This window comes from Streptomyces decoyicus, assembly GCF_019880305.1.
Taxonomy (GTDB): domain Bacteria; phylum Actinomycetota; class Actinomycetes; order Streptomycetales; family Streptomycetaceae; genus Streptomyces; species Streptomyces decoyicus.
This window is the reverse complement of sequence record NZ_CP082301.1, coordinates 539632-552022: the sequence shown is the minus strand read 5'-3', so window position 1 is coordinate 552022 and position 12391 is coordinate 539632. Positions and strand designations below refer to the sequence as shown.

The 12391-nt window shown below is 69.5% G+C and carries 9 protein-coding genes; 7 read left to right on the top strand and 2 right to left on the bottom strand.

The genetic code is table 11. The annotated features are described in order from the left end of the window. The first annotated feature begins 327 nt into the window (after positions 1-327). From K7C20_RS02410 to K7C20_RS02380, 7 genes are all read left to right on the top strand, one after another. A complete protein-coding gene (locus tag K7C20_RS02410; protein ID WP_030081913.1) occupies positions 328-876 on the top strand; it encodes a nitrobindin family protein in 549 nt (182 codons plus the stop codon). A gap of 449 nt (positions 877-1325) precedes the next feature. After that, positions 1326-3032 carry a right-handed parallel beta-helix repeat-containing protein gene (locus tag K7C20_RS02405; protein ID WP_030081911.1) on the top strand — a complete coding sequence of 569 codons (1707 nt, stop codon included), beginning with the start codon at positions 1326-1328 and terminating at the stop codon, positions 3030-3032. Continuing rightward, the gene (locus K7C20_RS02400; protein WP_030081909.1) at positions 3029-3436 is read left to right on the top strand and encodes a hypothetical protein; all 408 of its coding nucleotides are present in this window, start codon (positions 3029-3031) and stop codon (positions 3434-3436) included. Before K7C20_RS02405 ends, K7C20_RS02400 begins: the two co-directional genes overlap by 4 nt. Before the next feature lie 396 nt (positions 3437-3832). After that, positions 3833-5278 (top strand): argininosuccinate synthase, encoded by a 1446-nt coding sequence (argG, locus tag K7C20_RS02395; protein WP_030081907.1) that lies wholly within the window; start codon positions 3833-3835, stop codon positions 5276-5278. Positions 5279-5520: 242 nt separating this feature from the next. Beyond that, complete coding sequence (locus tag K7C20_RS02390) at positions 5521-6966, top strand: lipase family protein (protein WP_245171669.1); 1446 nt, start codon at positions 5521-5523, stop codon at positions 6964-6966. 211 nt (positions 6967-7177) lie between these two features. Beyond that, positions 7178-8164 carry an LLM class flavin-dependent oxidoreductase gene (locus K7C20_RS02385; protein ID WP_053210063.1) on the top strand — a complete coding sequence of 329 codons (987 nt, stop codon included), beginning with the start codon at positions 7178-7180 and terminating at the stop codon, positions 8162-8164. A 201-nt stretch (positions 8165-8365) separates the two neighbouring features. Further along, positions 8366-9229: a DUF4190 domain-containing protein gene (locus tag K7C20_RS02380; RefSeq protein ID WP_030081901.1), complete on the top strand. Its 864-nt coding sequence runs from the start codon at positions 8366-8368 to the stop codon at positions 9227-9229. 202 nt (positions 9230-9431) lie between these two features. On the opposite strand, the gene K7C20_RS02375 is transcribed toward K7C20_RS02380, so the two are convergent. Together K7C20_RS02375 and helR are read right to left on the bottom strand one after the other, a co-directional pair. Continuing rightward, a complete protein-coding gene (locus K7C20_RS02375; RefSeq protein WP_150127320.1) occupies positions 9432-9647 on the bottom strand; it encodes a hypothetical protein in 216 nt (71 codons plus the stop codon). Positions 9648-9846: 199 nt separating this feature from the next. Continuing rightward, a complete protein-coding gene (gene helR / locus K7C20_RS02370) occupies positions 9847-12000 on the bottom strand; it encodes an RNA polymerase recycling motor ATPase HelR (protein WP_053210064.1) in 2154 nt (717 codons plus the stop codon). Between the last annotated feature and the right edge of the window lie 391 nt (positions 12001-12391).

The window sequence follows — 12391 nt, the reverse complement described above, 5'->3', positions numbered from 1 at the left end:
GCCGTGACCAGCCCTCATCGCCCGAGGGCGCGCAGCAACCGGGTGCAGGTGACGGACAAGTGCCACACCAACAAGGCGGCGAGGCCAGGACTTTGCCCTAATGGCCCTGCCGACGAGGCGGGTTGAAGCCACAGAGCCACTCGGTCAGCCGGCCCCCTTGCCTCCTTGCCCCCTCGCCCTGGGAGCGCGTACGGAGGATGCGGCGGAGCCGGCTCCACCGTGTCCGTACGCAGTAACCGCACGGCGCGCCCTCCGCTGCCCGGCGCGTCGGCGGATCGACGTCCTAGGCTGCCACCCGGCACCCGCCTCGACCCAGGAGCGCACATCATGTCCGGCCACACCCCGAAGCACCCGTATCCCGACGCCTTGCGACCGGACGAAGCACCTGCGCCGCACGCACTGCTCGCGCCGGTGATCGGGCTCCTGGGCACCTGGGTCGGCCGGGGCCGTGGCGGGTACCCGACGCTGACCGAGGAGTTCGTGTACGCGCAGGAGGTCACCTTCAGCCATGACGGGCGTCCCTTCCTCCACTACGAAGCGCGCGCCTGGCTGCTCGATGCGGACGACACCCCGCTGCGGCCGTCGGCCCGGGAGAGCGGCTGGTGGCGGCTACAGCCCGATGGGCGGGTGGAAGCATTGATCACCCAGCCCACCGGCATCGCGGAGATCTCGGTCGGCCGTGCAGACGATGGAGCGGTCGACCTCACCACCCATGAGGTGGCTCTCGCCCCCACCGCCAAGGAGGTCAACGCCACCCGCCGCCGCTACACCCTGACCGACGAGGACACGCTCACCTTCGTCCACGATCTCGCGGCAGTCGGCCGGCCGCTGCAACACCACCTTTCGGCACAACTGCGACGCGGCGCCAGCAGCTAGGCCGCGCCAGGGGGTACATGCGCTGGTGCGGGTGTGCCGGGCCGGGACTGTCGGTGGGGGTCTGCCGGTGTGGGTCTGATTTCCGCGCCGGCGCCGCCTGCGGGACGGGAATGAGGCAGAGACCGCCCCTTCGCGTCAGCGGAGCCGCATCCGCATTCGCAATCGCGTCCGCAATCGCGTCCGCAATCGCGTCCGCATCCGCACGAGCCTTCCTGCGAGCCGGCCTCTGTCGCCCCGCCCCGCCCCGCTCCGCCCCACCCCGCTCCGACCCGCCCCGCCGTGCAGGAAGGCAACAGCAACAACGGTCGGCGGTTGAGGCAGGCTCCCGACGGCGGGGTATGGGCTTGCAGAGGCCATGGTGGGCGTCAACGTGCGTAGTAGCCGCCGCCGTTCAGCTGCTCGGGTAGCATCGGCGGCTCCAAGCGAGCGGCGTGGGGGAGAAGGCGGGAATGGTCGCGAAGTACTTGGTCTCGCCGGGCGGTGGTCGTCGTGCTTATCCCGACATCACGTCCGCCCTCGCCGCTGCGGCCGGACGGGGCCGAGCGGCGCTGGTCGAGATCGCGCCCGGCCGCTACGAGGAGGCGCTCACGGTCCGCGGCGAGGTCCAGTTGGCCGCGATCGGCGGCTCGGGATCCGTGGTGGTGAGCCGGCCCAGCGGTGCCGTCCTCGACGCCTTCGGGTCGGTTCGTGTCCACGGCCTCGTGCTGATCGGCCGCGATGCCGACGTCGTCGGCTGCCATGCGGGAACGCTCACGCTCGAACACTCGGAGGTCCGCGCGCACAACGGTGTCAGCGTGCACGCGAGGCCGAACACCTCCGTGACGCTGCGGGACAGCGTGATCCTTTATGGCCGGACCCTCTTTTCCGGGTCCGGCGGGCTCGTCGAACGGTGCCGGTTCACCGACGCCGCCGACAATGCTGTCGCGGTGATCGAAGGCGCCGATGTCTCGGTCCGTGACAGCTGGATCGGGGGCAGCAGGATCCACGGCGTGCGCGTCAGCGATGCGCGGGCCCAGGTCACCGGGTGCGAGCTGACCGCCACCGGAAAGGCGGCCATCATGGCCGACACACGGGCGGAACTCTCCGTGAGCGGCTGCGCGATCAATGCCGTGCACGCGGAGGCAGTCATGTTCATCGAGCAGTCCAGGGGCTCCGTGGACGGCACGCGCGTCACCGATGCGGAACATGGGATCGGAGTGGCGAGTGGTGCCGACCCGGTGGTGCGCGGCTGCGCGTTCACCGAGTGTCGCGACACCGGCATCAACGTCCAGACCTCGGGCCGTGGCAGGTTCGAGGACTGTGAGGTCCTCGACGCGGGCAACGTCGCGGTGTTCTCGACCAAGGGCGGCGCTCCGGAGGTCCACGGCTGCCGCATTGCGCGAGGAAACGTCGGTATTGCCGTCACCGACGCCGCCAGAGGCCGCTTCACCCGGGTGGACATCGAGGACCTGACGGGTACCGCACTGCGGGTCCTCGACGAGTCCAGGGCCGTGTTCGAGCAAGTCCGTGTGGAGCGCTGCCCGTCGGGCGTGGAGACCCGGGGCAACGGAGGCACGACGGCCGATGTCACCGACGCGGTGTTCCGTGGCTTCGACATGGCCGCGGTGGCCGTCCTCGGCCAGTCCCGGGTCACGCTCAAAGAAGTGGCGGCGGAGCGCGGCGTGCTGGGCTTCGGCGTCGGCGAGGACGCTCAGCTGTTCGTGCACGACTGTGACGTCGAAGCGGTGAGCGCCGGTGGGGCCATCGCCTTCGGCAAGGGGAGACTCGTCGCGAAAAACCTCACCGTGACCGGCTCGGAGGCGTTCGGCCTCTGCGGAAAGGACGACGCCTACCTCGATGTCGTGAACAGCGAGTTCGTCGACTGCGCGGCCGCGGGGGCGAGCTTCGACGACTCGTGCGGCGGTCGGCTGGTGGACTGTTCGGTGCAAGGAACACGAGGGGTGGCCGTACAGGACAACGGCCGCGTCGACCTGGTCTCGCTCCGCACGTCGCTGCCGGTCGTCAAGCAGGTCACCGAGCCGGTCGAGCTTCCCCCGACCATCGTCAACAATTACTACGGCCCGGTCTTCCACGCCGCGGTCCACGGTGCTCAGCTGGCCTGGAACAGCAACAACGCCACCCAGCAGCAGACGAATGAGGACGGTAACCGCACATGAGCGAGCCACAGAACGTCAACAACTACGACGGGCCCGTGTTCCACGCCGAGGTCTCAGGCGCTCAGTTCGCCTGGAACAACGACAACGTCACCCAGAACCAGCAGAACAACAGCACCGTCGCCCCGGGCTTCGAGGCACTCGCCGAGCTGGTCACCGACCTGCTCCGGCAGCTGCCCCAGGCAGGCCTCGCCGATCAGGACCGCGAGGACACCGAGTCCGCGGCCAGAGAGGTCCTCGCGACGATCACCCAGCCGGACCCTCCCGCGGAAGGCAGGCTCCGCCGTGCGCTCGGCATGCTCAAGGGGGCGCTGGCCCCGGTCGCGACCGGAGTGGTGACCGGTACGGCGGTGGGGGCACAGGAGTGGGCCCGGACGGCGATCGAGGGATTGACCGGCATCGTCTGATCAGCCGGGAGGAAGAACTGCGGGCGCGCCGGTCTTCGTCGCCACGGCCGCCACGAGGAGGTCCGCTCCATCGTCGCAGGCATCGCAGGCATCGCAGGCATCGCAGGCATCGCAGGCATCGCAGGCATCGCAGGGGTCGCAGGGATCGCAGGGATCGGAGTGATCCCGTCCGTAAGCCCGGCGCCGCGACGACCCGGGCCGGCGCCCCGGAGAAGCGGACCGGTCGCTGAGGCGTGTCTGTCTGCCCGGCGTCCCCCTTATACCTGTCTCACCTGCCTTCGGACGCGCGCTCTCCCGGCCCGGCAGACGTACACACTCGGACGCACACACTCGTCCGTCACCAAGACGGCGGCCCAAACCTTTGCATGATCATGCGCGATTATGCATAATCTTCCTATGTCTAAGGTCCTCACCTCCCTTCCCGCCGGCGAGCGCGTCGGCATCGCCTTCTCGGGCGGCCTCGATACCTCGGTCGCGGTCGCGTGGATGCGCGACAAGGGCGCCATCCCGTGCACCTACACCGCCGACATCGGCCAGTACGACGAGCCCGACATCGCCTCGGTGCCCGGTCGTGCGAAGACCTACGGTGCCGAGATCGCGCGCCTGGTCGACTGCCGCGCGGCGCTGGTCGAGGAGGGGCTGGCCGCGCTCACCTGCGGGGCGTTCCACATCCGTTCGGGCGGGCGTGCCTACTTCAACACCACGCCGCTCGGCCGAGCCGTCACGGGCACCCTCCTGGTCCGGGCGATGCTCGAGGACAACGTGCAGATCTGGGGCGACGGCTCGACCTTCAAGGGCAACGACATCGAGCGGTTCTACCGCTACGGCCTGCTCGCCAACCCGCACCTGCGGATCTACAAGCCTTGGCTGGACGCGGACTTCGTGACCGAGCTCGGCGGCCGCAAGGAAATGTCGGAGTGGCTTCTCGCCCACGGCCTTCCCTACCGCGACAGCACGGAGAAGGCGTACTCCACCGACGCCAACATCTGGGGCGCCACCCACGAGGCAAAGACCCTGGAGCACCTGGACACCGGCGTGGAGTCCGTGGACCCGATCATGGGCGTGCGTTTCTGGGACCCCTCGGTCGAGATCGCCGCCGAGGACGTGACGATCGGCTTCGACCAGGGCCGCCCGGTGACGATCAACGGCAAGGAGTTCGCCTCGCCGGTCGACCTGGTGATGGAGGCGAACGCCATCGGCGGCCGGCACGGCATGGGCATGTCGGACCAGATCGAGAACCGGATCATCGAGGCCAAGAGCCGCGGCATCTACGAGGCGCCCGGTATGGCCGTGCTGCACGCCGCGTACGAGCGCCTGGTCAACGCGATCCACAACGAGGACACCCTCGCCCAGTACCACAACGAGGGACGGCGCCTCGGCCGGCTGATGTACGAGGGCCGCTGGCTGGACCCGCAGGCGCTGATGGTGCGCGAGTCGCTTCAGCGCTGGGTCGGCGCGGCCGTCACCGGCGAGGTGACGCTGCGGCTGCGGCGCGGTGAGGACTACTCGATCCTCGACACCACGGGCCCGGCGTTCAGCTACCACCCGGACAAGCTGTCCATGGAGCGCACCGAGGACTCGGCGTTCGGCCCGGTGGACCGGATCGGCCAGCTCACCATGCGCAACCTCGACATTGCCGACTCGCGCGCCAAGCTGGAGCAGTACGCCGGGCTCGGCCTGATCGGCACTGCCAACCCCGCCATCGGTGCCGCCCAGGCGGCCGCGACCGGGCTGATCGGCACCATGCCGGAAGGCGGCGCCGAGGCCATCGCCTCCCGCGGCGAGGTCTCCGGTGACGACGAATGGCTGGACCGCGCCGCGATGGAGTCCGGCACGGACTGACCCGCCCCGTTGAGCGGAAGGCTCGACACCCCTGAGGGGGATGCACCACCGGAAAGGCCGGCTCGGCGCCCACGGCGTCGAGCCGGCCTTTCCGCGTGCCGCTTCCGCGTGCCGCTTCCGCGTGCCGCTTCCGCGTGCCGCAAAACCCCCGCCCAGGTCACCATGACCCTCTCCGCACTCGCCGCCACGGCGGCGACCCCGCGCCCCTCGGGGAAACCCTGCAAGAGCAGGCCCAGCGCGCCATGCGCGGCATCACCGCCCAGCTGAAGGACGTCACACTCGCCACTCACGGCACATGGCAGCTGATGTGGCTGGCGCTCAGCCCGGACAACGCGAACCTCGTGTACATCGCGTGGAACTCCGACGGCTCCAACCAGTTCGCCGTGGCCGTCCGCGGGACGATCGACAATCCGACCGACATGATGGAGGACTTCGGCGTCGGCACGGTGGTGCCCTTCACCGCCGGCGGATCGTCGAACGTCGCCGTCTCGTCCGGCGCCATGGCCGCGTTCACCCAGGTCGCCACCGCGCGCGGCATCACCGGGGCGGCCGCCGGGCAGGCACCCGAGGACCGGCCCGGCTCGCCGGGCGTCGCCGTCCCTACCAACGCGACCCTCAAGCAGGCACTCGCCGCCGCCCTCTCGGCCCGGCCGCCCATGCCCCAGCCGGTGGTCTACGTGACCGGCCACAGCCTCGGCGGCTGCATCGCCACCATGCTGGCCACGTACCTCCAGGCCCAGACCTGGGGAGCGAACAAACCGCTGTTCGCACTCGTCACCTTCGCCGCCCCCACCGCCGGCCTGAAGAGCTTCGCCGATTACGTCGACTCCCGGCTGTGGAGCCTGAACGAGCGCTACGTCAACGCGTACGACCTGGTCCCGCGGGCCTGGGCCGATCTGCCCACGGCCAAGAGCTGGTATCCGCCCCCGGGCCCGGCGGCCAACGAAGAGGTGAAGCTCCTGCTGACGGGGATCGACCTGCTCCGGAAGGGCAACGCCTACGTCCAGCCCAGCGCCACAAGCGCCAAAACGATGAACGCGAACTACTCGATGTACGACAAGGAGCTCGTCAACAAGACCACCGGCGACTACCTGGGCCAGGTCGCGTTCCAGCACGCCAACTCCACATATCTGACCCTGCTGGGGGCGCCCGTCGTCCCTGCCGGGCCGGTGGTGACCGCGGTGAACCCCACCGCCGGACAGGGCAATACGCAGGTCGTCATCACCGGCAGCGGGTTCGACGCCAACAGCGTCGTCGACTTCGGCCCGATCCCGTGCACCGATTTCAAAGTGGACCAGACCGGTATGCGGATCACCGCCATCGCCCTTGACGGGACCGGCATCGTCGACGTCCGTGTCACCAACAACCTCGGTACGTCGCCCGCCGTCGGGCTGGGGAGGTTCGCCTACGACAACGGCCCCGCGCCCGTGGTGGTCAGCGGGGTCGCCCCGCGCAGCGGGAAGGCCGACACCCGGGTCACCATCAACGGCTCGGGGTTCGCTTCGGGGGCGGTCGTACGGTTCAAGGACACCGTTGCGGGCTCGGTCACCGTCACGTCCCCGACGGTGATCACGGCGGCGGTGCCGGCGCGGCCGATCGACCCGGAGAAGACGGTGAACGTCACCGTGACGGTCGGCGTGGCCACGTCGCCCACCGGCACGGCCGACGAATTCACGTACGCGGGTTGAGCCCGGGGCCTGCTGTACCCGCCCGGTGGGTACGGCAGGCCCGCCGGCCCGGCGCCTCCGGCTGTCGCCTGACGCGCGGTGTCGCAGCCCAGGAAAAACCCGCGACCGGTCCGACCCGCAGCACGCCAACTCGCCGCACCACCCTGCACTCCGCGGCCGTGAACAAGGAAACCGCCGCCCCTTCTCGAACGCGCGATCCTATGCTGACGGCATGATCGACGTACCTCTTTCAGCGCTGGAAGTCGCGATGGTCCAAACGGGCACCCGGCCCGTGGAAACCCTGCGCGACACCACCGCCTTCGCGCAGGGACTGGAACAACTGGGCTACCACCGGATCTGGTACGCCGAGCACCACCACTCGCCCGCCATCGGAGCCTTCCCGCCCGTCGTGCTGACCGCGCACGCTGCCGCCTCGACCTCGGCCATCCGACTGGGCTCGGGCGGAGTACTGGCACCCAACCACGCCCCCCTCACGCTGGCGGAGCAGTTCGGAACGCTGGCCGCACTGCACCGCGGCCGTGTCGACCTCGGTATCGGCCGTGGCCCCGGCACCTTCCACGAGGCCACCGCGCGCGCACTGCGCCGCGGAGCCGGACCGACGACGGATGCCGAATACCACGACGACGTAGCCGCGATCCTGTCCTTCCTGGTCGACGAAGTCGCACTCGACCCGCTGCCGGAGCCATGGCTGCTGGCCTCCAGCACCGCAGGTGCCGCTCTCGCCGGAAGGCTCGGCCTGCCGATCGCCCTCGCACACCACATCCGGCCGGACAACACCCTTGCGGCGCTGGACCGTTACCGTGCGGCGTTCACCCCGTCCCGTTGGTGCGAGCAACCTCGGGTGCTGGTGTGCGTGGAGGCCGTGTGTGCCGAGACGGAAGAAGAAGCCGCGTGGCGCGTCGGACCGATGGACGTCGTCAAAGCCGGTCTCCTCAAAGGCCTGAGTGAGATCCCCTTCCCCACGCCCGCGGACGCGGCGGCCCACCCCTTCACGGAAGAGGAGCGACAGGCGCTGGCCGGCTTCCGCGCACAGCAAGCCGTCGGGACACCCGAGACCGTAGTTCAACGGCTTGCGCAACTGGCCGACGAGACCGGAGCAGACGAACTGATGCTGACCACTCCCGTCTACGACCTCCGCGACCGCATTCGCTCCTACGAACTCATCAAGAAGTACGCCGGGGCCACGACAGCGCCGTAGGCAGCACGAGAGGGAGGGCGGGGGGAGGGAGGAGGCCGGGGCCCGGCGGCGTCGAGCGGGCCGGTTTCGGGGTTCTCAGGGGCGTCGGTCCGACACCGTCGGCGCAGGCCGGCCGGCAACCGATATCGCCCATGAGAGGTAATAAAAACGGAAAATGGTCTGGTACGGTCCGAGTTCAGCGACTCGCGCGAAGGAATCCGCATGACCACGCCCGTACCTCCCGACGGCTCCACGCCTACGGGCCCTCAGCCGCAGGACCACGATCCGTGGGCCCCGCCGTCCCAGCCGGGTGGCGTGCCCCGCCCGCCGTACCCGATGCCGATGCAGGCTTCGCAGCCGCGTAACGGTATGGCGATCACCGCCCTGGTGCTCGGTCTGGTCGGCGTCGTCCTGGGCCTGTTCATCATCCTGTTCTGGATGACCTGGTTGCCGGCCCTGCTGGCCGTGATCTTCGGCTCCGTCGGGCTGAGCCAGGCACGCAAGGGCCTGGCCACCAACAGGGCGATGGCCCTCAGCGGTCTCGTCCTGGGCATCGTCGGCCTGCTGATCGCGGCCGGCAGCGCGGCGTTCACCGTGGTGGCGGTCAAACATGTCGTCGACAGCACTCGTGCGAAGGTCAAGGAAGCCGATGAGGCCAAGGAGTCGGCGGCAGCAGCGGAGAAGGCCCGTCACCTGTCCTTCGGCGAGCCGTACACCTTCGGCAACGGCCTGAAAGTCACGGTGTCGAAGCCGGCGCCGTTCACCCCGGACGAATTCGCCCACGGTCACGACAAGGGAAACAAGGCCGTTCAAGTCACGGTCACCGTGGTCAACACCGGTACCGAGCGGATCGAGGTCGAGACCGGCCTGCCCGATGTCAATGACGCCGACGGCGCCTCGGCCGAGTTGGTGATCGACGGAAGCGGCCGTCAGAAGGTCATCACCGGATATGTCCTGCCCGGCAGGAAAGCCGTCGGCAAGTACGCCTTCTCGCTGCCGCCCGATGCCGCCCATCGGATCGAGGTCGAGTTCAGCCCTGACGTGGCACGTTGGGACGACGCTTACTGGAGCGGCCCGGCCCGCTGACCGGCACACCGTCGAACGGTGCCTCAACCGCCTCAAAACCGCGTCGGGGCATCTCCCGGGCCTCCGTCGGAGAGCCGCCCGCGCGACCGGCCGAGGGCATGGTCGTGCGGCCGCCGGCCCCGCCCCCCGGCCGGGCGTATCCGGCAAACCGCTGCGGTCCACTCCGCGTTGGAGTGGGCCGGGGGTCCGGAGTGTCCGAGGGCTATTGCCTCGTGAAGTCGTCGCCGTCTTCTTCCAGGGCGGCCACGCCGGCCTTGTACGCGGCGTACGGGATCTGCCCTAGGACCGCGAGGCGTTCGAGTTCGGCGGCCTTGTTTTCATGGGCGATTCTGCGGCTCTGTTCTGCCTGTTCCCTGCTGTACTTGACGGCTCTGGCGCGCTGTCTGGAACGGTTGCGCTGTAGCTGCTCGGCGATCATCTGCGCGGTCTGTTCGAAGTAATCGTCATGCCTGCCCGACCACATTTCGCCCCCTCGCTTTCGATGACCAGGACCAGAAGCCGGATTCAGAATATCCGGGTTCCGACTTCCGGTGTTGCGGTCGGTTCGTGCCGGTGAGATTTTTAACTACTTGTCGTCGAGGGGTATTTGGCGGCGAGGAACGTTGTCCTGGCCGACGTCAGGAGCTCGTGAGGATGACGAGTTGCTGGGTCGCCCGGGTCATCGCGACATAGCGGTCGACCGCTCCTTCGACACCCTTGCCGAACTCCTCCGGGTCGACGAGGACGACCAGGTCGAACTCGAGCCCCTTCGAGAGCTCCGGGGGCAGCGACCGGACGCGGGGCGTCGCCCGGAACGTGGGGTCGCCGATGACGCAGGCGATCCCGTCGGCATGCGCAGCGAGCCAGGTGTCGAGGACCGTGTCCAGATCCGCAACAGATCCGTGGACGACGGGGGTGCCGCTGCTGCGGATGGAGGTCGGGACATTGGCGTCCGGGAGCCCGGCCCGGATGACCAGCTCGGCCTCCGCCATGACCTCTTCCGGCGTGCGGTAGTTGATGCTCAGGGAGGCCACGTCGATCCGGTCGAGCCCGACCCGCTCGAGCCGTTCCTGCCACGACTCCGTGAACCCGTGCCTGGCCTGGGCACGGTCCCCGACAATGGTGAAGCTCCGGGACGGGCAGCGGAGCAGCAGCATCTGCCACTCCGCGTCGGTCAGTTCCTGCGCCTCGTCCACGATGATGTGCGCGAACGGGCCGGAGAGCAGGTCCGGTTCGGCGCCGGGCAGTGCGCTCTCATCGATCAGGGTGTCCTGGAGGTCCTGTCCGCGCAGCATCCCCACCGCGCCTTCGCTCTCGTCGATCAGGACGTTCTGCAGCAGCCCGTCGATGGCATCGGCCCTGCGCGCGCGTTCGGCGGCCACAGAGGCATCGTGCCGCCGCTTGCGTCGTGACGCCTCCGGATCGCCGAGCCGCCGGCGTGCCGCGTCCAGGAGCGGCAGGTCGGACACCGTCCAGGCCTGGGCATCCGCGCGCTGTAGCTTGCGCACGTCGGCAGGGCTGAGCCGGGGAGCACACTTGCGCAGGTAGGCGGGCACCGACCACAGATCTCCGACGAGGTCACTCGCCTCGATCATCGGCCACGCACGGTTGAGGGTCCGGGCCAGCTCCCTGTCCTGGAGGAGCGACCTCCTGAGCAGCTCGGGCGGGGCGTCGCTGTCGTCCTTGTCCATCAGGATCGTGAGCAGCTCCTCCCGGATCTGGTCACGCGCCTCGTTGTGCGGAGTGCCGGCTTCCACTGCTTCGAACGCCGCCGCCCAGTCCGCGGCGCTCAGCCAGATGTCGGACCAGTGGGTCGAAACCGTCATCCCCTCGGTGGGCGGCTCCTCGTAGATGCCGACGGCCGGTTCGATCGCCTTCACCAGGTCCGCGGACGACTTCAGAAGGGCCACGTCCGGGTCGGTCTCGGTCGTTGCTCCGGCTCCTTCGGTGACGAGGTCCCGCAGGGTGCAGGTCTGCACGCCCTCCTCTCCCAGGCTGGGCAGGACATCGGCGACGTAGGCCAGGTAGGGCTGGTGCGGACCGACGAACAGCACGCCGCCCCGACGGTGGCCGAGGCGAGGGTCGGAGTAGAGGAGGTGGGCGGCACGGTGCAGAGCGACGACGGTCTTGCCGGTACCCGGGCCGCCGTCGACGACCAGAGCGCCGCGGGACCCGGCCCGGATGATGGCGTCCTGGTCGGCCTGGATGGTGGCGAGCACGTCGCGCATCCGGGCCGACCGGTTGCCGCCCAGACTGGCGAGGAACGCGGACTGGTCGTCGAGCGCGGCGTGCCCTTCGAGCCCGTCGGGGGTGAACACCTCGTCCCAGTAGTCGCTGATCCGGCCGCGCGTCCAGCGATACCTGCGGCGGCTCGCCATGCCCATCGGGTCGGCGTGGGTCGCCGCGAAGAACGGCTCGGCCGCGGGGGAGCGCCAGTCGAGCAGCAGCCGACGCCCCGCGCTGTCGGTGAGGCCGAGGCGTCCGATGTACACGGGCTCGGGATTGTCCGCACGGACGATATGCCCCAGGCACAGGTCCAGACCGAAGCGACGCAAGGCGCGCAGGCGGCCGGTCAGCCGGTGGATCTCCGCGTCCCGGTCCATCGCCGCCCGGCCGATGCCGCCGGGAGCCCTGCGCTCGGCATCGAGGCGGTCGGACAGTTCGGCGATCGCTTGCTCGAGGCTCTCCGCGATGGCCGCGAAGTGCTGCTCGTCGCCGCCGATCAGTGCCGGGTCCGCCTTGGGGGAGAGGTGGTCGGGAAGGTCGAACGCGCTGGTGGTCAGGGGGTTCATGTCATCAGCTCCGGTCCGCGGTCGCTGCCGCCATGTCCGACGGAGCGCACACCCGCACCTCGGTGCCGAGTGCCCGCAGCCGCAGCGCGCGTCCCACTATCGGCTCGGTGCCACCGCATGACTCATACACCGGCAAAAGCACACCCACTTCGTGAATCTCCCATTTCTGAAGTTTCTGACCTCGGCCGCGATTCTGCCCCACGACCGGGGCCTTGCCGCAAGACCCCCGGTGCGCTATAAGTTGAGAGTGGCAAGGAGTGGGTATTCCTCTCTGCCTTCGTCGCCCGCTGTGGACGGGCGAACCCTTCGCGAGGCGGCTACGCGCCGCGTATGGCGGTCTCTGCGGCCCAGGAGGATCTTCCAAGGGCCTGCGTGCAGCCGCGGAACGAGA

Excerpts from the sequence above, each read along its gene's own strand:
- K7C20_RS02380 (WP_030081901.1), top strand. The coding sequence starts at position 8,366 with ATGACCACGCCCGTACCTCCCGACGGCTCCACGCCTACGGGCCCTCAG.
- K7C20_RS02410 (WP_030081913.1), top strand. The coding sequence starts at position 328 with ATGTCCGGCCACACCCCGAAGCACCCGTATCCCGACGCCTTGCGACCG.
- K7C20_RS02405 (WP_030081911.1), top strand. The coding sequence starts at position 1,326 with ATGGTCGCGAAGTACTTGGTCTCGCCGGGCGGTGGTCGTCGTGCTTAT.
- K7C20_RS02385 (WP_053210063.1), top strand. The coding sequence starts at position 7,178 with ATGATCGACGTACCTCTTTCAGCGCTGGAAGTCGCGATGGTCCAAACG.
- argG (WP_030081907.1), top strand. The coding sequence starts at position 3,833 with ATGTCTAAGGTCCTCACCTCCCTTCCCGCCGGCGAGCGCGTCGGCATC.
- helR (WP_053210064.1), bottom strand. The coding sequence starts at position 12,000 with ATGAACCCCCTGACCACCAGCGCGTTCGACCTTCCCGACCACCTCTCC.
- K7C20_RS02400 (WP_030081909.1), top strand. The coding sequence starts at position 3,029 with ATGAGCGAGCCACAGAACGTCAACAACTACGACGGGCCCGTGTTCCAC.
- K7C20_RS02390 (WP_245171669.1), top strand. The coding sequence starts at position 5,521 with ATGCGCGGCATCACCGCCCAGCTGAAGGACGTCACACTCGCCACTCAC.
- K7C20_RS02375 (WP_150127320.1), bottom strand. The coding sequence starts at position 9,647 with ATGATCGCCGAGCAGCTACAGCGCAACCGTTCCAGACAGCGCGCCAGA.